Here is a 20,722-nt window from a genome sequence, read left to right as displayed (position 1 = left end):
TTGATGCGCGCCAACTCGTCTGATTCACAAGACACCGTCACAGCGACACAACCGATCAAAGCCGAGCGTTTACGCTTGCTTGATCGAATCAGCAAATACCGTCAGCCCATCGGGCTGGCAGTCACTTTGCTTTTGTTCGCCATTGCGCTGATTGCCTGTCGTCACCTGCTGAGCGAACTCGATCTGTACGCGCTGCACGACTCGATTCTGGAAGTGCCGAAACCGGCCTTGCTGGGCGCGCTCGGCGCGACCGTCATCGGCTTCATCATTCTGCTGGGTTACGAATGGTCGGCCAGCCGTTATGCCGGCGTGACGTTGGCGCCGCGAATATTGGCATTGGGCGGCTTCACCGCATTTGCCATTGGCAATGCTATCGGCCTGTCGCTGCTGTCAGGCGGCTCGGTTCGCTACCGTTTATATGCACGTCATGGTGTGGGGGCTTCGGAAGTCGCGCACATGACCTTGTTTGCCAGCCTCTCGCTCGGCTGCGCCCTGCCGCCCCTGGCCGCCCTCGCCACTCTCAGCAACCTGCCCGCCGCCTCCGTGGCCCTGGGTTTCTCCGAGACGTTGCTGGGTGCGATTGCAGTGGCCGTGCTGCTGCTCTCAACAGTACTGGCCATCGGCATCTATCGCCGCCGCTTGCCGGAACAGCCTTATCCCGACAACCTGCTGGTCAAGGTCGGTCGCCGCACCTTGCGCCTGCCGGGTCGCCGCCTGACGTTCCTGCAATTGGTCATCACCGCCCTGGACGTGGCCGCCGCCGCGGCCGTGCTTTATCTGTTGCTGCCGGAAGCGCCGCCCTTCGGTGCGTTCCTGCTGGTCTATCTATTGGCCCTGGCCGCTGGCGTGCTCAGCCATGTACCGGGTGGTGTCGGGGTGTTCGAAGCGATTTTGCTCGCCGCCTTCGCCGACAAACTCGGCGCCGCACCACTGGCCGCCGCCCTGCTGCTCTACCGTCTGATCTACGTGGTGTTGCCGCTGCTGGTGGCTTGCGTACTGCTGCTGATCAACGAAGGCCAGCGCCTGTTTCAGACGCGCCAGTCGTTGCGTGCTGCATCTGGCATGGCCGCACCGATTCTGGCGGTGCTGGTGTTCCTGTCCGGCGTGGTGCTGCTGTTTTCCGGCGTGACGCCGGAGATCGATACCCGCCTTGAACACATCGGTTTTCTGATACCACATCGACTGGTCGACGCTTCGCACTTCGGCGCCAGCCTGGTGGGCGTGCTCTGCCTGCTGCTGGCTCAGGGGCTGCGTCGCCGCCTGTCAGCCGCATGGATGCTGACCACCATTCTGTTGTTGGTCGGCGCCCTGCTCTCTCTGCTTAAAGGGTTCGACTGGGAAGAGGCTTGCCTGATGACCCTGACGGCGAGTTTGCTGGGGGTTTTCCGGCGCTCGTTCTATCGCCCCAGTCGCCTGACCGAAGTGCCGTTTTCGCCGCTGTATCTGGTGGCCAGCCTCTGCGTACTCGGCGCATCGATCTGGTTGCTGCTGTTCGCCTATCAGGACGTTCCCTATAGCCATCAACTCTGGTGGCAGTTCACCCTCGACGCCGATGCCCCGCGTGGCTTGCGCTCGTTGCTTGGCGCCGCGGTCCTGCTGGTGGTGGTGTCCCTGACCTGGCTGCTGCGCACTGCACGCCCGGTGATCCATCTGCCAACGCCCGATGAACTGGACCGCGCGGTAAAGATTCTCATGGCCTCGGCCCAACCGGATGGCGGCCTGGCCCTGACCGGTGACAAGGCGCTGCTGTTTCACCCCAACGACGAGGCGTTTCTGATGTACGCCCGCCGTGGCCGCAGCCTGGTGGCGTTGTATGACCCTATCGGCCCGAGCCAGCAACGGGCGGAAATGATCTGGCAGTTCCGCGACCTCTGCGATATCCACCACGCCCGCCCTGTGTTCTATCAAGTGCGCGCGGAGAATTTGCCGTACTACATGGACATCGGCCTGACCGCGATCAAGCTCGGCGAAGAAGCCCGGGTTGACCTCAAGCGTTTCGATCTCGAGGCCAAAGGCAAAGAGATGAAGGACCTGCGCTACACCTGGAACCGCGGCACCCGTGACGGCCTGTCACTGGAGATCCATGAGCCGGGGCAAGCGCCGATGGATGAGCTCAAGGTGATTTCGGACGCCTGGCTGACCGGCAAGAACGTGCGCGAGAAAGGCTTCTCGCTCGGGCGTTTCAGTGATGATTACCTCAAGCACTTCCGTGTCGCGGTGATTCGTTTCGAAGGGCGCCCGGTGGCGTTCGCCAACCTGCTCGAGACCTACGGCCATGAACTGGCCAGCCTCGACCTGATGCGCGCGCACCCCGACGCCCCCAAGCTGACCATGGAGTTCATGATGGTCGGCCTGATTCAACATTATAAAAATCATGGATACGCGCGCTTCAGCCTGGGCATGGTGCCGTTGTCGGGATTGCAACCCCGGCGCGGCGCACCACTGACCCAGCGCTTGGGCTCGATGGTATTCCGCCGTGGTGAGCAGCTGTACAACTTCCAAGGTTTGCGCCGCTTCAAAGACAAGTTCCAGCCCGACTGGGAACCCCGTTATATGGCCGTGCCCGCCGGACTCGATCCGCTGGTTGCCCTGGCCGACACTGCCGCCCTGATAGCAGGCGGCTTGACTGGATTGGTGAAACGCTGATGATTCAACGCTCCCTGCGGTACGTACTGGCCACACTGGTAGTGCTGGCCCTGATGGTCGGTGGCGGTTACTGGTACCTGAAACGCCCGGCGCCAGAACCGACCCTCGAACTGCTGGCGCCGGCCGATGGCGCCGCGATGACCCGCGTCATCCCCGGCAACACGCCGCGCGCCCAGGTGCTGGTGGCGGTCAATGAAGAGCAGAAGCTCAGCGACAAACAATTGCTGACCCTGAGCCGCAGCGGCTCGGCGCAGATCGTCCAGGTGATCCTGCCCAAGGACTGCATCCTGCAAGGTCGCGCCCTGCAAGCCGGCCTCAGGCAACTCAAAGGCCCGGCAACCCTGGTCAGCGGCATCGGCCCTGGCGCCGTGCTGGCGTGGCGCTGGCTGGCCGAGCAGAAGGACGACAAGGCCCAAGCCATTTCGGTTGACCTGGCGCTGGAAAAACCCGGCTGCACTCACCTGCTGCCGAAAAGCGCCACCCACGGCCACTGGCTGGTGGCCTGGAACGACAACCCGGACGACACCAGCGCCGGCTTCGTGCGTGACCAGCCCAACGCCGAAACCAGCATCAGCGACTACGACATCAACCTGCCGCAAGTGCTGAACAACGAACTGCGCAAAATCCTCGTCGGCGGCGATAAAGCTGCTGGTGGCCTGCAGATCCCGGTGGTCGAAGTCCCGGCCGGTCAAGCCAAGGACACCGTTACCCTGTTCCTTTCCGGCGACGGCGGCTGGCGCGATCTGGACCGTGATGTAGCCGGCGAGATGGCCAAGATCGGCTACCCGGTGGTCGGCATCGACACCCTGCGCTACTACTGGCAGCACAAGAGCCCTGAGCAAAGCGCGTTGGACCTGACCGAACTGATGCAGCACTACCGGCAGAAATGGGGCACCAAGCGCTTCATCCTGACCGGTTACTCATTCGGCGCCGACGTACTGCCCGCCATCTACAACCGCTTGCCGGAAGCGGAGCAGCAGCGGATCGACGCAATCATCCTGCTGGCCTTCGCCCGCACCGGCAGCTTCGAGATCGAAGTCGAAGGCTGGCTCGGCAACGCCGGCAAAGAAGCCGCCACCGGCCCGGAAATGGCCAAGCTACCCGCCGCGAAAGTGGTGTGCATCTATGGTGAAGAAGAAGTCGACGAGAGCGGCTGCACCGACAAGACCGCCGTGGGCGAAGCGATGAAACTGCCTGGAGGCCATCACTTCGACGAGAATTACCCGGCTTTGGCCCAGCGGTTGGTGGATGCTATCGAGAAGCGTCAAGCGAAGGAGACGGCCGCTCAAGAGTGATCTGAGCCGCGCTCACAAAAAAGCCCCCGCAGCCCTAAGGTGAGGGGGCTTTTCATATTTACCTGCTCAACTACACACCATAGATCCCTGTGGGAGCGGGCTTGCCCGCGATAGCGGTATGTCTGTCACATCAATATCGGATCTGCCGCCGCCATCGCGGGCAAGCCCGCTCCCACAGGATCTGCGCTGCACTCAGATAAATGGCTACAAAGAAGCCCACGCTGCCGCAAGGCGGCAGGGCTTTTTAATTAGAGACGGCGCTCTGCCGCGTCGTAAACCTCTTCATCACGTCGCGCACCGACGGCGACGATCAAAACCTGGATCGCCTGTCCATCGACTCGATAAACAATCCGCGTGTCACCTGTGCGGATCCGTCTGCAACCTGCAAGACTGGCTCTTAGGGGCTTGCCGCTCTTGTCCGGCTCGCCGTTGATAATCCGCTCTTCGATAACATCAAGAATGCGATTCGCCGCCACAGCTCCCAGCAGATCCAGATCCTTCTGAACCTGCGGATGATAGATAACGCCCCAAACCATCCACAGCTCCTTTAGTCTTTCCTGGCGTACCGCGCCCGCATATCGTCGTGGCTGACGGCCTTGGCCTGATCAAAACCTATCAATCGTTCCCGAGCCGCTGCTTCAACCCGAAGGTCCTCAAGCTCGTCGAGCATTTCCTGATACGCATCGACATTGATAATGACCGCTGCCGGCTGATTGTCTTTGAAAATGACCAGCCGCTCAGTGGCTCGGCTGGAAATCTCTTTTAGCCTCGCGCTGAACCCCCTGACCATTGCCGTCACCGAAATCGCTTGGTCAGCACGCTCCAGTAATGCCGTCATACTCACCTCTCTACACACTCATGCAAATTTGAACACACAGTTCTACGCAGAGTATCGCGTCGAATTCCACATACAGCAAGCTGCAAAAAACGCGAATCTACCAACCTGCGTTTTTCCATGTCTACAAAAAATGAGCCGAACGACTTGTGAATTCTTTCGCCACGTTTAGTTTCGTTTACTTAAGGTTTCGCAATATCAGATGACGTCCGCAGACCTTGTAGGCAAACTCCGAATCGTCCTTTTTGGGCACTTTGCCGCCTTGTTGCGTTTTTCTTCGACGGGATACTCTCCGGACGTCGCTGACCATTCAGCGATCGGGCTTGGAAACCCGTCGAGTTAAGTGCAACAGCGCCCCCCATCAGTACGGCAGCGGTTTTTACAGCTGCGATCCTGTTATGGCGGCTGTGCGTGGGACGCCTTCGGGCGTGCCGGTTCCTTAGCTCCCGGTTTTCCAACCTGCGCACAGCTGCCACCCATTCGCTTGGAAACGAACGTGGCCGCTCCCTCGGGTTAAGGAGTTAGACATGAGCAAAACAGATTCGCCCGCCCCCCTCAGAACTGAAAACCATCGGCTTCACGCCACTCATCTACTGCTCCGATCAGGCGTTGTTCAACGTCCGCGCCGGTGTCCCCATCGTTGATGCCTTGTCGCAAGCCTCCGACCTGCTGTTCCTCGCCAAATCGTTTGCCGAGGATGCGGCCTACATAAAAGACACCGACCGCCACGCCTGGGCCGCGCATTATTTGACGGCTATGTCCAAGGCCGTGATTGATGATGTGGTGAAGGTACTGACCCCGCGACCTGCCCGGACGAAGGCTGAATCTGAAGAAGAGCTGCCTGGAAGCCAGTAAAGGCTCAAATCCCCTGTGGGAGCGGGCTTGCCCGCGATGACGGTGGCAGATCCGGCATTGATGTGACAGACATACAGCTATCGCGGTGCAAGCCCGCTCCCACAGGGATTTTCGTAGGTTCGGATCAAGTGCCAGACACAAAAAAGCCCCCGCTACCTTCCTGGCAACGGGGGCTTTTTCATGTGGCTTACATCTCGACTTGCGTACCCAACTCAATCACCCGATTCAACGGCAAATTGAAGAACCGCAAATTGCCATTGGCATTCTTCAACATGAAGGCGAACAACGTCTCGCGCCAGCGAGCCATGCCTTCGAGTTTGGAGGCAATAACCGTCTCGCGGCTGAGGAAGTAGGTAGTACGCATCGGGCTGAAATTCAGGTCATCCAGATGGCACAGTTTCAAGGCCTCAGGCACGTCCGGCTCGTCGGTGAAGCCGAAGTGCAGGATCACCCGGAAGAACCCTTCGCCGTAGGAATCGACCGCGAAACGCCGTTGCGGCGGGACGCGCGGGATGTCTTCGTACACCACTGTCAGCAACACTACTTGTTCGTGCAGCACCTGGTTATGCAGCAGGTTATGCAACAGCGCGTGAGGCACGGCGTCCGGACGGGCGGAGAGGAACACCGCCGTGCCCTGGACCCGATGCGGCGGTTGCACGCGGATGCTGCTGATGAAGATCGGCAGCGGCAACCCGCCCTCGTCCATTCGCTCCACCAGCAGTTGCTTGCCGCGTTTCCAAGTGGTCATCAACACGAACAGCACGATACCGGCAATCACCGGGAACGCACCGCCCTGAATGATTTTCGGCACGTTGGCGGCGAAGTACAGACCGTCTACCAACAGGAAACCCAGCAACACCGGAACAGCGAGGATCGGTGGCCACTTCCACAGCAGCAGCATCACCGCCGACACCAGGACGGTGGTCATCAGCATCGTGCCCGTCACCGCCACGCCGTAGGCCGAAGCCAACGCGCCGGAGGACTCGAAGCCCAGCACCAATAGAATTACGCCAACCATCAATGCCCAATTCACCGCGCCGATATAGATCTGGCCTTGCTCGGCACTGGACGTGTGCTGGATGTGCATGCGCGGAATGTAGCCGAGCTGGATCGCCTGACGAGTCAGGGAGAACGCACCAGAAATCACCGCCTGAGAGGCAATTACCGTGGCCAGGGTCGACAACCCCACCAACGGAATCAGCGCCCAGCTCGGTGCCAACAAGTAGAACGGGTTACGGGCGGCTTCCGGATCACCGAGCAGCAACGCACCCTGACCGAAGTAGTTCAGCACCAGGGCCGGCAGCACCAGAATGAACCAGGCCCGGGCGATCGGCTTGCGGCCGAAGTGGCCCATGTCGGCGTATAACGCCTCGGCACCGGTCAATGCCAGCACCACAGCGCCAAGAATCGCGATCCCCATGCCCGGGTGGACCATGAAGAAGCGCACGCCCCACACCGGATTCATCGCCTGCAACACTTCCGGATGCTGACTGATGCCATACACGCCCAGCGCGCCCAGCACCAGAAACCACGTGACCATGATTGGACCGAACAGAATGCCGATCCGCGCCGTACCGTGACGCTGAATCAGGAACAATGCCACCAGCACGATCAACGACAGCGGCACCACCCAATGGTCGATGCCCTCGAATGCCAGCCCAAGGCCTTCAATTGCCGAGAGAACGGAAATCGCCGGCGTGATCATGCTATCGCCATAGAACAGCGCCGCACCGATCAGCCCGCAGACTACCAGCAGCGTGCGCAATTTTGCATGTCCCCCCGCCGCTCGTCGCGCCAGCGCGGTCAAGGCCATGATCCCGCCTTCGCCCTGGTTGTCGGCACGCAGCACAAACATCATGTATTTGATGGAGACGACCCAGATCAGCGACCAGAAGATCAGCGCCAGAATGCCCAGCACGCCGTCATGGTTGACCGGCACGCCATAGCCACCGGAAAACACTTCTTTGAGGGTGTACAGCGGGCTCGTGCCGATATCGCCATAAACCACCCCGACTGCTGCGACCAGCATGCCGATCGGCTTCGCCGCCGAATGCTCGCTGACCGCCACCTGACTACTTGCCTGCCCCATCCAAAAACTCCTACTGCTCAGACTCGGACTTCTTATAAGAAGCACTCTGCTTTGTGGCGCAGCATGCGCTGTTTTACGTGTTGTTACAGACGTTTTATTGACTGTAGAAAATCGGTAAAGCGTAAAGGCGCGAAGCATAGCGCAGCACTCGTCGCATTTCCCTGCATAAAGCTGGTCAAGTGCGCCTCTCATCGCTAGAATTGCGCACTTTTTGACCAGAGACGCAACATAGCGTCCGTCTGTCGCCTTGCCGACTTCGGCTGGAGGCGTCCCAAATACCGAGGTTAGACATGTCCACCACTCCTGCGCCGGCCAATCCAAAGGTTGGCTTCGTATCCCTGGGTTGCCCGAAAGCACTGGTCGACTCCGAGCGCATCCTTACCCAGCTGCGCATGGAAGGCTATGACGTTGTGTCCACCTATCAGGACGCCGATGTCGTGGTGGTCAACACTTGCGGCTTCATCGATTCGGCCAAGGCGGAGTCCCTGGAAGTGATCGGCGAAGCCATCAAGGAAAACGGCAAGGTCATCGTGACCGGCTGCATGGGCGTCGAAGAAGGCAACATTCGCAACGTGCACCCTAGCGTGCTGGCCGTGACCGGTCCGCAGCAGTACGAGCAAGTGGTCAACGCCGTGCACGACGCCGTGCCGCCGCGTCAGGATCACAACCCGCTGATCGACCTGGTACCGCCGCAAGGCATCAAGCTGACTCCGCGCCACTACGCCTATCTGAAGATTTCCGAAGGCTGCAACCACAGCTGCAGCTTCTGCATCATCCCGTCGATGCGCGGCAAACTGGTCAGCCGCCCGGTCGGTGACGTGCTCGACGAGGCTCAGCGCCTGGTCAAGGCCGGCGTCAAAGAGCTGTTGGTGATCTCGCAAGACACCAGCGCCTACGGCGTCGACGTTAAATACCGCACCGGCTTCTGGAACGGCGCGCCGGTGAAAACCCGCATGACCGAACTCTGCGAAGCCCTCAGCACCCTCGGTGTCTGGGTGCGCCTGCACTACGTGTACCCGTACCCACACGTCGACGAGCTGATCCCGCTGATGGCCGCCGGGAAAATCCTGCCGTACCTGGACATCCCGTTCCAGCACGCCAGCCCGAAAGTCCTCAAAGCCATGAAACGCCCGGCCTTCGAAGACAAGACCTTGGCGCGGATCAAGAACTGGCGCGAAATCTGCCCGGACCTGATCATCCGTTCGACCTTCATCGTCGGCTTCCCTGGCGAAACCGAAGAAGACTTCCAGTACCTGCTGAACTGGCTGACCGAAGCCCAGCTGGACCGCGTTGGTTGCTTCCAGTACTCGCCGGTCGAAGGTGCACCGGCCAATCTGCTGGACGCGGCCATTGTGCCGGACGACGTCAAGCAAGACCGTTGGGACCGCTTTATGGCGCACCAGCAGGCCATCAGCTCGGCGCGCCTGCAAATGCGCATCGGCCGTGAAATCGAAGTGCTGGTCGATGAAGTCGACGAGCAAGGTGCGGTCGGCCGTTGCTTCTTCGATGCCCCGGAAATCGACGGCAACGTGTTCATCGACAACGGCAGCAACTTGAAGCCAGGCGACAAAGTTTGGTGCAAAGTGACCGACGCCGACGAATACGACCTGTGGGCTGAACAGATCTAAACGCAAAAAATACAAAAAGCCCCGCTCTCTTGACGAGATGCGGGGCTTTTTTACGTCTATCGTTTTGTGAGAGAAGAACTCGCGTCATCCACGCAACAGAGGCCAGCGGGCATGCGCCAACACTCGGTCATTCACACACCGAAACAGAGCGACTACGAAGAACTCACCCAAGTGTGGGAAGCCTCGGTGCGCGCCACCCATGACTTTCTGCCCGACAGCTACATCGACCTGCTGAAGAATCTGGTGCTGACCCGCTACCTCGACGCGGTGATGCTGATCTGTACTAAAGACTCACGCCAGCGCATCACCGGGTTCGCCGGTGTGGCGGCGGGCAAGATCGAAATGCTCTTCATCGACCCGGCGCATCGTGGCAAAGGCCTGGGCAAGCAATTGCTGCGCTATGCCCTGGAACACCTGAACGCCGATGAGCTGGACGTCAATGAGCAGAATCCGCAGGCCTTGGGATTCTACTTCAAGCAGGGTTTTGAGGTGATCGGTCGCTCCGAGCACGACGGTATGGGTCAGCCGTATCCGTTGCTGCACATGCGCTTACGCCAAAACCAGCAACACTCGCAGCACGGCTGACACAACACAGAACAAAATGTGGGAGCGGGCTTGCTCGCGAATACGGTGTGTCATTCAACAGATAATTTGACTGATCTACCGCCTTCGCGAGCAAGCCCGCTCCCACAAAAAAGCCGCACGGCGCAAATGGAGCCGGGATTAACCGGCGTCCAGCAGGTACAATGCCCACCCCTTTTTTGTTACGGCCCTGTCATGACTGACCCGATTCGTCTCTCCAAACGCCTCATCGAACTCGTCGGCTGTTCCCGTCGGGAGGCTGAGCTGTTCATCGAGGGCGGCTGGGTCACCGTGGACGGCGAGGTCATCGACGAGCCGCAGTTCAAGGTCGACACCCAAAAAGTCGAGCTCGATCCCGAAGCCAAGGCCACTGCGCCGGAGCCCGTGACCATCCTGTTCAACGTCCCTGCGGGCATGGACGCGGAAACGGCCATGGCGACCATCAGCGCCGAAACCCTGAGCGAAGAACACCGCTACGGCAAACGCCCGCTCAAGGGCCACTTCCTGCGCCTGACCGCCAGCACCGATCTGCAGGCCAATGCCAGCGGTCTGCTGGTGTTCACACAGGACTGGAAGATCCTGCGCAAACTCACTGCCGACTCCGCCAAAATCGAGCAGGAATACGTGGTGGAAGTTGAAGGCGACATGGTGGCTCACGGCCTCAACCGCCTGAATCACGGCCTGACCTACAAGGGCAAGGAACTGCCGCCGGTCAAAGCCAGCTGGCAGAACGAAAACCGTCTGCGCTTTGCGATGAAGAACCCACAACCGGGCGTGATCGCCCTGTTCTGCCAGGCCGTCGGCCTGAAGGTCGTCGCCATCCGCCGCATCCGCATCGGCGGCGTGTCCATCGGCAAAGTGCCGTTGGGGCAATGGCGCTACCTGTCCGGCAAAGAGAAGTTCTAAGACTTTTCACGCCGCCCTACATTTCGGCGCCGCGGCTTATGCGACGCCCACTGCTGAATATCAGGATTGCACACCATGATTCATAACGACGTACTGCGCAGCGTGCGCTACATGCTCGACATCAGCGACAAGAAAGTCATCGAGATCATCAAGCTCGGCGGCATGGACGTGTCCATGGAAGACCTGCTGACGTACCTCGACAAGAAAGAGGAAGACGAGGAAGGCTTCGTACGCTGCCCGGACGAGGTCATGGCGCATTTCCTCGATGGCCTGGTGATTTTCAAGCGCGGCAAGGACGAAAGCCGTCCGCCGCAGCCGATCGAAGTGCCGGTGACCAACAACATCATCCTGAAGAAACTGCGCGTAGCCTTCGAACTGAAGGAAGACGACATGCACGCGATCCTCAAGGCGGCCGAGTTCCCGGTGTCCAAGCCTGAGCTGAGCGCGTTGTTCCGCAAGTTCGGCCACACCAACTACCGCACCTGCGGCGACCAGTTGCTGCGTAACTTCCTCAAGGGCCTGACCCTGCGCGTTCGCCCGCAGTAAATCGCCCACGAACCTGTAGGAGCACAGCTTGCTGGCGAAGGCGATCTTCAAAACGCCATCGCCAACAAGCCGTGCTCCTACAGGGCTGTATAGACCCCCATTCCTCGCAAAAATAGTGGCTCCGCTTCCAGCGGCTGACGACTAGGGTGTACTGACCCTTTGCCTTCAGGACTCGCCCTATGCACCCGTATTTTTCTCTCGCAGGCCGCACCGCTCTGGTGACCGGCGGCACCCGCGGTATCGGCAAAATGATCGCCAAGGCTTATGTCGAGGCTGGCGCCACTGTGTACGTGTGTGCCCGCGATGCCGACGCCTGTCAGCAAACTGCCAACGAACTGAGTGCCTTCGGGGTTTGTCACGCGGTAGCTGCCAACCTGGCCCACGAAGAAGGCGTCCAGCAATTGGCTGCGCACCTGAGTGAGCAGATCGGTCAGCTGGATATTCTGGTGAACAACGCCGGCACCACCTGGGGCGCGCCGCTGGAGAGTTACCCGGTCAAGGGCTGGGAAAAGGTCATGCAGCTCAACGTGACCTCGGTATTCAACTGCATCCAGCAATTTCTGCCGCTGCTGCGCAAGGCCGGTTCGGCGGCGAATCCGGCACGGATCATCAACATTGGTTCGGTCGCCGGGATTTCGTCCTTCGGCGAACAGGCGTATGCCTACGGCCCGAGCAAGGCTGCCCTGCATCAACTGTCGCGGATTCTGGCGCGGGAGCTGGTGAGCCAACACATCAACGTCAATGTGATTGCACCGGGACGGTTCCCGAGCAAGATGACGCAGCACATTGGCAATGATGAGCAGGCGTTGGCGGAGGATACGGCGCTGATTCCGATGAAGCGCTGGGGCCGGGAGGAAGAGATGGCTGCCTTGGCGATCAGTTTGGCGAGTACGGCAGGCGCGTATATGACTGGGAATATTATTCCTTTGGATGGTGGGTTCAGCCTTTAATCCGTGGTGCGGCCTTCGCGAGCAAGCCCGTTCCCACATTGGATCTCCTGTGGCCGCACCATTTGTGGCCAGCATCAATCCAGTGTGGGAGCGGGCTTGCTCGCGAAGGCGATCTGTCAGTCACCGCCGACCCAAGGGTCAATCGGGTATCATGCCCGCCCACACCCCGCCTCGACCCCAAACCATGACCTACAGCGTTTCCCCCATCGGCTTCGTGCGCTCCTGCTTCAAGGAGAAGTTCGCCATTCCGCGCCAGCCGCAGCTGGCCCCGGCCGCTCGAGGCGTGCTGGAACTGGTCGCGCCGTTCGATCAGGGTGATGCGGTGCAGGGGCTGGAACAGGTCAGTCATGTCTGGCTGCTGTTCCTGTTCCATCAGGCCCTGGAAGAAAAGCCACGCCTGAAAGTCCGCCCTCCCCGCCTGGGCGGCAACAAATCCATGGGCGTATTTGCCACTCGGGCAACGCATCGACCCAATGGCATCGGTCAATCGGTGGTCAAACTGGACAAAGTCGAAGCCAATCGGCTGTGGATCTCCGGCATCGACTTGCTCGACGGTACGCCGGTGCTCGACATCAAACCCTATGTGCCTTATGCAGACATCATCGATACGGCGTCCAACAGCATCGCCAGCGCCCCGCCATCGCTGATTCCCGTGCAGTGGACAGACTCAGCACTGCAACAGGCTCACAGCCACGCTCAACGGCTTGATGAGCCCTTGGTTGAGCTGATCGAACAATGCCTGGCACAAGACCCACGCCCGGCGTACCAGATTCCTACGCCAGAAAGGGAATACGGCGCGCAGTTCTGGGATGTGGATGTGCGCTGGCATTACCCCACGCCCGACCTGATCCGCGTCCTCGAAGTCATTCCCGTATCCAACGCGTAGGAAATTTCCGGCATAAAAAAGCCCGCGCAGCCTTAAGGCAACGCGGGCTTTTTATGGTCAACACCAAACCAATGTGGGAACGGGCTTGCTCGCGAAAGCGGACTCTCAGTCAACATCATCGTTGAATGTTAAACCGTCTTCGCGAGCAAGCCCGCTCCCACATTTTTCAGCGAAAGTTACTTCTCGACGAACGCACGCTCGATCAGGTAATCACCTGGCTCGCGCATCCGCGGCGAAACTTTCAGGCCGAAGCTGTTCAACACTTCGCTGGTCTCGTCGAGCATGCTCGGGCTACCGCACAGCATGGCGCGGTCGTCCTGCGGGTTGATCGGTGGCAGACCGATGTCGCTGAACAGCTTGCCGCTGCGCATCAGGTCGGTCAGGCGGCCTTCATTCTCGAACGGCTCGCGGGTCACGGTCGGGTAGTAGATCAACTTGTCACGCAGGGCTTCGCCGAAGAACTCGTTCTGCGGCAGGTGCTCGGTGATGAACTCGCGGTAAGCGACTTCATTGACGTAACGCACGCCGTGGCACAGGATCACTTTTTCGAAACGCTCGTAGGTTTCCGGGTCCTGGATCACGCTCATGAACGGCGCCAGACCGGTACCGGTGCTGAGCAGGTACAAATGTTTGCCCGGCTTCAAGTCATCCAGCACCAGGGTGCCGGTAGGCTTTTTGCTGATGATGATCTCGTCGCCTTCCTTCAGATGCTGCAACTGGGAAGTCAGCGGGCCATCAGGCACTTTGATGCTGAAGAACTCGAGATGCTCTTCCCAGTTCGGGCTGGCAATCGAGTAAGCGCGCATAAGCGGGCGGCCGTTGGGCTGTTGCAGGCCGATCATCACGAACTGACCGTTCTCGAAGCGCAGGCCCGGATCGCGGGTGCACTTGAAGCTGAACAGAGTGTCGTTCCAGTGGTGAACACTGAGGACACGCTCGTGGTTCATGTTGCTCATGTACGTGGGACTCCTGGAGATTTGCCTGCGCCGATGATGTGCGCAATTGCAGCGCATTCTAATGGCAGCGACAATATCTGTTAACTGGATTATTAAGATAAGGGTTATCGGTTATATCGATATGCGATTTACTCTCCGTCAACTTCAAGTATTCGTCGCCGTCGCCCAGCAGGAAAGCGTATCCCGTGCTGCATTGACGCTCAACCTCTCACAATCGGCGGCGAGCACTTCAATCACCGAGCTGGAGCGTCAGTGCAGCTGCCAACTGTTCGATCGCGCCGGCAAACGGCTGAGCCTCAACGCCCTCGGCAAACAACTGTTGCCGCAGGCGGTGGCCTTGCTCGACCAGGCCAAGGAGATCGAAGACTTGCTCAACGGCAAGTCCGGTTTCGGCTCTTTGGCGGTCGGCGCGACCCTGACCATCGGCAATTACCTCGCCACTCTACTGATCGGCAGCTTCATGCAGCGTCATCCGGAAAGCCAGGTGAAGCTGCATGTGCAGAACACTGCCAACATCGTGCAACAGGTCGCGCATTATGAAATTGATCTGGGTCTAATCGAAGGCGACTGCAGCCATCCGGACATCGAAGTGCAGAGTTGGGTCGAAGATGAGCTGGTGGTGTTCTGTGCACCCCAGCATCCGCTGGCCAAACGTGGCATCGCGACCATGGAGGAGCTGAGTCATGAGGCGTGGATTCTCCGCGAACAAGGCTCGGGCACACGGCTGACGTTCGACCAGGCCATGCGACACCATCGCAGCGCGCTGAACATTCGCCTGGAGCTGGAACACACCGAAGCGATCAAGCGCGCGGTGGAATCAGGTTTGGGGATTGGCTGCATTTCGCGCCTGGCGCTGCGCGATGCGTTCCGCCGCGGCAGCCTGGTGCCCGTGGAAACACCGGATCTGGACCTGGCGCGGCAGTTCTATTTCATCTGGCACAAACAGAAATATCAGACATCGGCGATGCGCGAATTCCTCGAACTGTGCCGCGCGTTCACCGCCGGGGTTCAGCGCAGCGACGAGATCGTCCTGCCCACCATCGCTTAAAGCAGAATCACCGCCCACACCAGCGCGACCATGCTCAACGCCACGAATTGAGCAGCGCTGCCCATGTCCTTGGCGTTCTTGGACAGTGGGTGCAACTCAAGGGAAATGCGGTCGATGGCCGCTTCCACCGCCGAATTGAGCAGCTCGACGATCAAGGCCAACAGGCAGACCGCAATCAGCAGCGCCTGCTCGACACGGCTGACGTTGAGGATGAATGACAACGGAATCAGGATGGCATTAAGCAACACCAGTTGCCGGAAGGCTGCTTCACCGGTGAAGGCCGCGCGCAGGCCGTCCAGGGAGTAACCAGAGGCGTTGAGGATGCGTTTGAGGCCGGTCTGGCCTTTGAAAGGTGACATAAAGTAGGCAACTGACCAAAAAGGAGTGGGAAAGCTAGATGAAGCAAAGTCAAAAAAGCGTGAACACGTAGCGCCTTAGTTGCTCGAAATTGACTCAAGTTGTTGCAAGAGCAGCGCCGCCTGAGTCCGGGTCCGCACATTCAGCTTACGGAAAATGGCCGTGACGTGGGCCTTGATCGTCGCCTCGGAAACACTCAACTCGTAAGCAATCTGCTTGTTCAGCAAACCTTCACAGACCATGGTCAATACACGGAACTGCTGGGGTGTCAGGCTGGCGAGGCCTTCGCTGGCAGCCTTGGCTTCGGCGGAAACGCTGACCGCTTCGAAGGCCTGGGGCGGCCAGAAAACGTCGCCATCCAGCACCGCGCGTACGGCTTTCTGAATGACGCTCAAATCACTGGACTTGGGAATGAAACCGCTGGCGCCGAATTCACGGGATTTCACCATGATCGATGCTTCTTCCTGAGCCGACACCATCACCACCGGAATCTGCGGGTACTGCCCACGCAACAGCACCAACCCGGAAAAACCGTAAGCCCCCGGCATGTTCAGGTCCAGCAATACCAGATCCCAGTCGGCCTTTTCGTCCAGACGGGTTTCCAGCTCGGCAATGCTCGCCACTTCCACCAGACGGACATCCGGGCCCAGGCCCAGGGTCAACGCTTGATGCAGGGCGCTACGAAAAAGAGGGTGGTCATCGGCAATCAGGATTTCGTATGTGGCCATTTTTCAAATGATCCTGTTTTTTTATGGGACGCCTGATGCATTCAGGCCTCGCCAAAACAACTCGAGGTGCAGCCACGCAGCAGCACCAACAGGGCACGTTCAACGCCAATTACGTAAAAAAAGCAGCGTTTCAAACCTTGGCCGCGCCCTAATCGGCGCCAAGCATGCCCAGCGAAACCGGGGTGGTCAAGTTGCGTGGCCCTGCCAGCGAGCCTGGTTCCTTGCAGTATGGGCGATGCTCAGCAGATCACGGGCGCCGCGTGCTGTACAAAGGGCATCAGCTCGGCATGGGCCGGTGTTGCAACATTCATATCCAGCTGATGTTTAGCGTCCAGATAATGCTGGCTGAACACATCAAAATAAGCGTCCAGCGCCGAAGCAGCGTCTGTATCACCGGCAAGATCGAGGCACAGCGCCGCCACTTCCGCCGTGCACAGGTGCTCGCTGCGAGTGGACCTGCGCAATCGGTATCGTGAAAGTTTCTCAGGAAGCAGGCTCAGAATCGGGAACGCATCAAAATAGGGGCTTTTGCGGAAAATCTTCCGGGCTTCGGTCCAGGTGGCGTCCAGCAGAATGAACAATGGGCGCTTGGTGCTATCGACCTCGACGCTATGGGTAACTCGCTCGGGCTCGACGTATTCGCCAGGAAACACCAGATAGGGTTGCCATTGCGGGTCGGCCAACAGCGCCAGCAGTTGTTCATCGATTTCCGTGCGCGACCAGATGAATGCGTGGTTGTCGCGCACCACATCGGCAATCAGCCAACCGGTATTGCTCGGTTTGAATACTTCTTTATTGGTCATGATCAGGCACACGCCGCTACGGGTGTCGACCTGCGGGCGCCAGGCACACAGGCAGTGACTCTCGATCACACGGCAGGCACGGCAACGGGTTGCTCGCCAACCACGGGCCTGAATCGGCTTGATACCCTCTTCCTCTCGCTGATCGCGCAAGCGGGCTACGGCGTTGGGGGCGTGGTTCATCGTTGGCAACACCGGCAGACAGGAAAACTCGACACAAACGGCACTCGGCAAGGCAATAAAGGCCAGCAGTTTATCAGAGCAGCCGGCGCAAGCCTGTACCGTCCAGGCCGCCTCCCCTATAATTCGCCGCCACTGAACGCATAGTCACGTGACGGGTCGAACCACCAGTCACTGAACCAGGAGAGTTTCATGCTGCGCCTTATCGTTCCCACCGCTGCCATTCTGCTGGCGTCGTCCTTCAATGCTCAGGCTGCTTCCTTGAGTGAGCAGAATCTGAACAGAGAGCTGCGAAACGTCGCCGTACAAAGCAGTGTCGGCACTCCACGGGCGATCAACGAAGACCTTCTGGATCAGGGTTATACCGTCGAAGGCAATCAGCTGATCAATCATCTGAGCGTTCAGAGCAGCCACGCCGACAAGATGCGCGCCGATCCGAAAGCCGTGTACTTCCAGCTTGGCGCCTCCGTCTGCAGAAACGACGGGTTCCGCAAGCTGATGGCCAAGGGGGCGGTCATGCGTTATGACTTCACCGAAGTGAAAACCAATCGCCCGGTCGGCTCCGCAAGCTTCCAGGAATCGGATTGCCCGAAAGCCACACCGGCCAAGAAAAAGTAATCAACGGGAATTGGCGCGCCGCTGTTCATCCTCGGCGCGCAATTCTGCCAACAACGCCTGCAAGTAGCGCGAACGTCGCTCCCCGCCCTCCAGACGCCGGCAGCACTCCTCTTCGAGACTCAAATGATTGGTCTCGGCTGATAATTTCAGCAATCGATACAGTTGCGCATCGATTTCCAGAGTGACTCTGGGCATGGTTTCCCGCCTCCGTGCACGCATTGATCGTCGTTGATCACGCGAAAAATCCCTGAATTGCTTGAACGTTGCGTCCTGCCATTGACGCAAAGTTGTCGTGTCACGCCTGTAACTTAGTAAATCAGAGCGCAGGACAAACGGCTTGCGTTCAGACGAGCGGTGAAAGCACCTTGCAAATCGTCAATAAGCGATTGCCAGGAAAGACTTTGCGGCGCAATGATCAAGCAGCAAAAATCGTCGCGAGGGTCTAAATTCAAAGTGTTCATGTGGTTTTTTTCAGGGCAGAAAAGGGGCTGCCCATTGCGTGTCTTATGTGCGAACGTTTCTTTCATTCAAGGGATAAGCAGAGCCCGTATGGATGGCTCGATTGCAACCGAGTCAGGTGGAGCGCCCAGGCAAGGGCTTGGGCAGACAGCGACACAAGGGGTGTCGTGGCGCCGACGATTGTTTTGTCGGGCCAAGGGTTCTCTGCATAAGGAGAAGTTGAATGCCTTACCAACCGAATGACCTCCTGAGCCGTCATTTTCAAGAAAGCGGCCACGACCTCACCAGCAAGGTCGAAGAACAACTCAACCTGGTTTCCCCCAACAGCCCCAACATCCCGATTTACCGCGACATGATCCTGACTGTGCTGCGCATGGCCCAGGAAGATCACAACCGCTGGAATGCCAAGATCACCCTGCAAGCCTTGCGCGAACTCGAACACGCCTTCCGTGTGATGGAGCAGTTCAAAGGACGACGCAAAGTCACTGTTTTCGGCTCGGCCCGCACGCCGATAGAACACCCGTTGTATGGTTTGGCCCGAGAGCTTGGCGCCGCACTGGCGCGCTCGGACATGATGGTCATCACCGGTGCCGGCGGCGGCATCATGGCGGCGGCCCACGAAGGTGCAGGTCTGGAACACAGCTTGGGATTCAATATCACTCTGCCCTTCGAGCAACATGCCAATCCCACGGTCAATGGCACCGGGAATCTACTGCCCTTCCACTTTTTCTTTACCCGAAAGCTGTTCTTCGTCAAGGAAGCCGATGCGCTGGTCCTGTGCCCAGGCGGTTTCGGTACGCTGGATGAAGCGCTGGAAGTGCTGACCCTGATTCAGACGGGCAAAAGCCCATTGGTGCCCGTGGTGCTACTGGATGCGCCGGGCGGCAAGTTCTGGCAAGGCGCGCTGGACTTCATTCACCATCAACTGGAGGAAAATCGCTACATCCTGCCAACCGACATGAAGCTGTTGAGTCTGGTCTACAGCGCCGAAGAGGCAGTGGAGCAGATCAATCAGTTCTACAGCAACTTCCACTCCAGCCGCTGGCTCAAGCATCAGTTCGTGATTCGCATGAACCACAAACTCAGCGACCGGGCGCTCGAACATATACAGGAGGCATTCGCCGACCTGTGCCTGAGCGACCATTTCCATCAGCACGCCTACAGCGGTGAGGAGCACGACGAAGCACAGTTCAGCCATCTGGCGCGACTTTCCTTCACCTTCAACGCCCGCGATCATGGCCGTCTGCGGGAGCTAGTGGATTACATCAACCTGCCGGAAAACTGGGCCCAGTCCAAACCCCAGGCGCAACAACGCACACGGGAACCGTCCAAGGTAACGTGAGGCAAAAAAAACGGCCCGCTATCGAAATAGCGAGCCGTTCATTCAATCGTCCATCCCTCGGCCACTGAACAAGCGGCTGATCATTTCCATGGAATATCCCCGATAACTCAGGAACCTGCCCTGTTTGGCACGTTCCCGGGCGTCTATCGGTAAGTGCCCGGAGAATTTTCGCCGCCAGGTGTCTTCCAGTTGTTCCTGCCAGTTGATACAGCTCTCGCGCAAGGCGAGTTCGATATCGGTACGTTGCAGACCGCGCTGGCTCAACTCTTCGCGAATTCGCAAAGGGCCATAACCGGAACGGGCGCGGTAGGAAACGAAGCTCTCGAGGTAACGGGACTCGGACAACAGGCCCTCTTCCGTCAAGCGGTCGAGTGCTGTGTCGATCATTTCAGGGAGGGCGCCGCGCTGACGCAGTTTACGCGTCAGCTCGACTCGACCATGCTCGCGTCGCGCGAGCAGGTCCATTGCGGTTCGCCGCACCGCGACGAGTGTATCGAGTACGGCGGTCATCGGATCAATCAGATATCAGCGTCAGCCAGGTCATCAGCCGTCTCTTTGACCGGCGATGCTTTGACGTCCGGCGCTGGGGTCAGCAACTTGTCACGCAGTTGCTTCTCGAGCTTGGCGGCGATTTCTGGATTGTCTGCCAGGAACTTGGCCGAGTTGGCCTTGCCCTGACCGATCTTGGTGCCTTCGTAGGCATACCATGCACCGGATTTCTCGACGAAACCGTGCAGAACACCCAGGTCGATCATCTCACCGTTGAGGTAGATGCCCTTGCCGTAAAGAATCTGGAACTCGGCCTGACGGAACGGCGAAGCCACCTTGTTCTTCACAACCTTGACGCGGGTTTCGCTACCGACGACTTCATCACCTTCTTTCACCGCGCCAGTACGGCGGATGTCCAGACGAACCGAAGCGTAGAACTTCAGCGCGTTACCACCGGTGGTGGTTTCCGGGCTGCCGAACATCACGCCGATTTTCATGCGGATCTGGTTGATGAAGATCACCAGGCA

Annotated in this window: 20 protein-coding genes and 2 pseudogenes; 12 read left to right on the top strand and 10 right to left on the bottom strand. The window is 59.0% G+C overall.

The window, feature by feature from the left end; translation table 11 throughout:
- Positions 1 to 3 precede the first annotated feature (3 nt).
- Together mprF and ACIPLA_RS21740 are read left to right on the top strand one after the other, a co-directional pair.
- Positions 4 to 2,646, top strand: a complete 2,643-nt coding sequence (gene mprF / locus ACIPLA_RS21745; RefSeq protein WP_401175826.1) for a bifunctional lysylphosphatidylglycerol flippase/synthetase MprF — start codon at positions 4 to 6, stop codon at positions 2,644 to 2,646.
- On the top strand, positions 2,646 to 3,941 hold the full coding sequence (locus ACIPLA_RS21740) for an AcvB/VirJ family lysyl-phosphatidylglycerol hydrolase (RefSeq protein ID WP_401175823.1): 1,296 nt from the start codon (positions 2,646 to 2,648) through the stop codon (positions 3,939 to 3,941). The genes mprF and ACIPLA_RS21740 overlap by 1 nt, the downstream gene beginning before the upstream one ends.
- Before the next feature lie 248 nt (positions 3,942 to 4,189).
- Here the strand turns inward: ACIPLA_RS21740 and ACIPLA_RS21735 are convergent, their stop codons facing one another.
- Positions 4,190 to 4,477: a type II toxin-antitoxin system RelE/ParE family toxin gene (locus ACIPLA_RS21735; RefSeq protein WP_218398386.1), complete on the bottom strand. Its 288-nt coding sequence runs from the start codon at positions 4,475 to 4,477 to the stop codon at positions 4,190 to 4,192.
- Between the two features lie 11 nt (positions 4,478 to 4,488).
- Positions 4,489 to 4,779 carry a Phd-YefM gene (locus tag ACIPLA_RS21730; RefSeq protein WP_007904631.1) on the bottom strand — a complete coding sequence of 97 codons (291 nt, stop codon included), beginning with the start codon at positions 4,777 to 4,779 and terminating at the stop codon, positions 4,489 to 4,491.
- A 524-nt stretch (positions 4,780 to 5,303) separates the two neighbouring features.
- Between ACIPLA_RS21730 and ACIPLA_RS21725 the strand changes: the two are divergent.
- Positions 5,304 to 5,631, top strand: a pseudogene (locus tag ACIPLA_RS21725) (DUF3077 domain-containing protein).
- Between the two features lie 187 nt (positions 5,632 to 5,818).
- Here the strand turns inward: ACIPLA_RS21725 and ACIPLA_RS21720 are convergent.
- A complete protein-coding gene (locus ACIPLA_RS21720; RefSeq protein ID WP_401175819.1) occupies positions 5,819 to 7,720 on the bottom strand; it encodes a potassium transporter Kup in 1,902 nt (633 codons plus the stop codon).
- A 290-nt stretch (positions 7,721 to 8,010) separates the two neighbouring features.
- On the opposite strand from ACIPLA_RS21720, the gene rimO reads away from it, so the two are divergent.
- The 6 genes from rimO (at position 8,011) to tsaA (ending at position 13,218) form a co-directional block, all read left to right on the top strand.
- Positions 8,011 to 9,348, top strand: a complete 1,338-nt coding sequence (gene rimO, locus ACIPLA_RS21715; protein WP_123499342.1) for a 30S ribosomal protein S12 methylthiotransferase RimO — start codon at positions 8,011 to 8,013, stop codon at positions 9,346 to 9,348.
- 111 nt (positions 9,349 to 9,459) lie between these two features.
- A complete protein-coding gene (locus tag ACIPLA_RS21710; RefSeq protein WP_192344253.1) occupies positions 9,460 to 9,933 on the top strand; it encodes a GNAT family N-acetyltransferase in 474 nt (157 codons plus the stop codon).
- A 192-nt stretch (positions 9,934 to 10,125) separates the two neighbouring features.
- Positions 10,126 to 10,836, top strand: a complete 711-nt coding sequence (locus tag ACIPLA_RS21705) for an rRNA pseudouridine synthase (RefSeq protein WP_008072721.1) — start codon at positions 10,126 to 10,128, stop codon at positions 10,834 to 10,836.
- A 75-nt stretch (positions 10,837 to 10,911) separates the two neighbouring features.
- The gene (locus ACIPLA_RS21700) at positions 10,912 to 11,382 is read left to right on the top strand and encodes a DUF1456 family protein (RefSeq protein ID WP_008010137.1); all 471 of its coding nucleotides are present in this window, start codon (positions 10,912 to 10,914) and stop codon (positions 11,380 to 11,382) included.
- A 179-nt stretch (positions 11,383 to 11,561) separates the two neighbouring features.
- Positions 11,562 to 12,332 (top strand): SDR family oxidoreductase, encoded by a 771-nt coding sequence (locus ACIPLA_RS21695; protein WP_218398395.1) that lies wholly within the window; start codon positions 11,562 to 11,564, stop codon positions 12,330 to 12,332.
- A gap of 184 nt (positions 12,333 to 12,516) precedes the next feature.
- A complete protein-coding gene (gene tsaA / locus ACIPLA_RS21690) occupies positions 12,517 to 13,218 on the top strand; it encodes a tRNA (N6-threonylcarbamoyladenosine(37)-N6)-methyltransferase TrmO (protein ID WP_218398397.1) in 702 nt (233 codons plus the stop codon).
- Positions 13,219 to 13,394: 176 nt separating this feature from the next.
- Here tsaA and fpr read toward each other — a convergent pair whose 3' ends face one another.
- On the bottom strand, positions 13,395 to 14,174 hold the full coding sequence (fpr, locus tag ACIPLA_RS21685) for a ferredoxin-NADP reductase (protein ID WP_003443014.1): 780 nt from the start codon (positions 14,172 to 14,174) through the stop codon (positions 13,395 to 13,397).
- A gap of 121 nt (positions 14,175 to 14,295) precedes the next feature.
- Between fpr and ACIPLA_RS21680 the strand changes: the two genes are divergently transcribed.
- Complete coding sequence (locus tag ACIPLA_RS21680) at positions 14,296 to 15,222, top strand: LysR family transcriptional regulator (RefSeq protein WP_007907288.1); 927 nt, start codon at positions 14,296 to 14,298, stop codon at positions 15,220 to 15,222.
- On the opposite strand, the gene ACIPLA_RS21675 is transcribed toward ACIPLA_RS21680, so the two are convergent.
- The 3 genes from ACIPLA_RS21675 to ACIPLA_RS21665 all read right to left on the bottom strand — a co-directional run bounded on the left by ACIPLA_RS21675 (position 15,219) and on the right by ACIPLA_RS21665 (position 17,290).
- Complete coding sequence (locus ACIPLA_RS21675; protein WP_401175812.1) at positions 15,219 to 15,581, bottom strand: diacylglycerol kinase; 363 nt, start codon at positions 15,579 to 15,581, stop codon at positions 15,219 to 15,221. The genes ACIPLA_RS21680 and ACIPLA_RS21675 overlap by 4 nt on opposite strands.
- Positions 15,582 to 15,656: 75 nt before the next feature.
- Positions 15,657 to 16,307: a response regulator transcription factor ErdR gene (gene erdR / locus ACIPLA_RS21670; protein WP_007907284.1), complete on the bottom strand. Its 651-nt coding sequence runs from the start codon at positions 16,305 to 16,307 to the stop codon at positions 15,657 to 15,659.
- 239 nt (positions 16,308 to 16,546) lie between these two features.
- Entirely contained in the window at positions 16,547 to 17,290 is a 744-nt protein-coding gene (locus ACIPLA_RS21665; RefSeq protein ID WP_008072711.1) for a tRNA-uridine aminocarboxypropyltransferase, read from the bottom strand.
- Between the two features lie 189 nt (positions 17,291 to 17,479).
- Here ACIPLA_RS21665 and ACIPLA_RS21660 point away from each other — a divergent pair, with 189 nt between their 5' ends.
- Entirely contained in the window at positions 17,480 to 17,905 is a 426-nt protein-coding gene (locus ACIPLA_RS21660) for a PA3611 family quorum-sensing-regulated virulence factor (protein ID WP_218398399.1), read from the top strand.
- On the opposite strand, the gene ACIPLA_RS21655 is transcribed toward ACIPLA_RS21660, so the two are convergent.
- Positions 17,906 to 18,100, bottom strand: coding sequence for a hypothetical protein (locus ACIPLA_RS21655; protein WP_007907277.1), 195 nt, complete (start codon positions 18,098 to 18,100; stop codon positions 17,906 to 17,908).
- A 487-nt stretch (positions 18,101 to 18,587) separates the two neighbouring features.
- Here ACIPLA_RS21655 and ACIPLA_RS21650 point away from each other — a divergent pair, with 487 nt between their 5' ends.
- Positions 18,588 to 19,706, top strand: coding sequence for a TIGR00730 family Rossman fold protein (locus ACIPLA_RS21650; RefSeq protein WP_218398401.1), 1,119 nt, complete (start codon positions 18,588 to 18,590; stop codon positions 19,704 to 19,706).
- Positions 19,707 to 19,748: 42 nt separating this feature from the next.
- Here the strand turns inward: ACIPLA_RS21650 and recX are convergent, their stop codons facing one another.
- Both recX and ACIPLA_RS21640 read right to left on the bottom strand, forming a co-directional pair.
- A complete protein-coding gene (gene recX, locus ACIPLA_RS21645) occupies positions 19,749 to 20,216 on the bottom strand; it encodes a recombination regulator RecX (RefSeq protein WP_401175806.1) in 468 nt (155 codons plus the stop codon).
- A gap of 8 nt (positions 20,217 to 20,224) precedes the next feature.
- Positions 20,225 to 20,722, bottom strand: a pseudogene (locus ACIPLA_RS21640) (DNA recombination/repair protein RecA); the annotation flags it as partial.

Source organism: Pseudomonas sp. NPDC086112 (assembly GCF_044746425.1).
In the GTDB taxonomy this organism is placed as follows: domain Bacteria; phylum Pseudomonadota; class Gammaproteobacteria; order Pseudomonadales; family Pseudomonadaceae; genus Aquipseudomonas.
Note: the sequence above shows the minus strand (reverse complement) of the source record. Positions and strands in the feature narration are given on the sequence as shown.

Coding starts and splice junctions, on each gene's coding strand:
- mprF (WP_401175826.1), top strand. CDS start 4: ATGCGCGCCAACTCGTCTGATTCACAAGACACCGTCACAGCGACACAA.
- ACIPLA_RS21740 (WP_401175823.1), top strand. CDS start 2,646: ATGATTCAACGCTCCCTGCGGTACGTACTGGCCACACTGGTAGTGCTG.
- ACIPLA_RS21735 (WP_218398386.1), bottom strand. CDS start 4,477: ATGGTTTGGGGCGTTATCTATCATCCGCAGGTTCAGAAGGATCTGGAT.
- ACIPLA_RS21730 (WP_007904631.1), bottom strand. CDS start 4,779: ATGACGGCATTACTGGAGCGTGCTGACCAAGCGATTTCGGTGACGGCA.
- ACIPLA_RS21720 (WP_401175819.1), bottom strand. CDS start 7,720: ATGGGGCAGGCAAGTAGTCAGGTGGCGGTCAGCGAGCATTCGGCGGCG.
- rimO (WP_123499342.1), top strand. CDS start 8,011: ATGTCCACCACTCCTGCGCCGGCCAATCCAAAGGTTGGCTTCGTATCC.
- ACIPLA_RS21710 (WP_192344253.1), top strand. CDS start 9,460: ATGCGCCAACACTCGGTCATTCACACACCGAAACAGAGCGACTACGAA.
- ACIPLA_RS21705 (WP_008072721.1), top strand. CDS start 10,126: ATGACTGACCCGATTCGTCTCTCCAAACGCCTCATCGAACTCGTCGGC.
- ACIPLA_RS21700 (WP_008010137.1), top strand. CDS start 10,912: ATGATTCATAACGACGTACTGCGCAGCGTGCGCTACATGCTCGACATC.
- ACIPLA_RS21695 (WP_218398395.1), top strand. CDS start 11,562: ATGCACCCGTATTTTTCTCTCGCAGGCCGCACCGCTCTGGTGACCGGC.
- tsaA (WP_218398397.1), top strand. CDS start 12,517: ATGACCTACAGCGTTTCCCCCATCGGCTTCGTGCGCTCCTGCTTCAAG.
- fpr (WP_003443014.1), bottom strand. CDS start 14,174: ATGAGCAACATGAACCACGAGCGTGTCCTCAGTGTTCACCACTGGAAC.
- ACIPLA_RS21680 (WP_007907288.1), top strand. CDS start 14,296: ATGCGATTTACTCTCCGTCAACTTCAAGTATTCGTCGCCGTCGCCCAG.
- ACIPLA_RS21675 (WP_401175812.1), bottom strand. CDS start 15,581: ATGTCACCTTTCAAAGGCCAGACCGGCCTCAAACGCATCCTCAACGCC.
- erdR (WP_007907284.1), bottom strand. CDS start 16,307: ATGGCCACATACGAAATCCTGATTGCCGATGACCACCCTCTTTTTCGT.
- ACIPLA_RS21665 (WP_008072711.1), bottom strand. CDS start 17,290: ATGAACCACGCCCCCAACGCCGTAGCCCGCTTGCGCGATCAGCGAGAG.
- ACIPLA_RS21660 (WP_218398399.1), top strand. CDS start 17,480: ATGCTGCGCCTTATCGTTCCCACCGCTGCCATTCTGCTGGCGTCGTCC.
- ACIPLA_RS21655 (WP_007907277.1), bottom strand. CDS start 18,100: ATGCCCAGAGTCACTCTGGAAATCGATGCGCAACTGTATCGATTGCTG.
- ACIPLA_RS21650 (WP_218398401.1), top strand. CDS start 18,588: ATGCCTTACCAACCGAATGACCTCCTGAGCCGTCATTTTCAAGAAAGC.
- recX (WP_401175806.1), bottom strand. CDS start 20,216: ATGACCGCCGTACTCGATACACTCGTCGCGGTGCGGCGAACCGCAATG.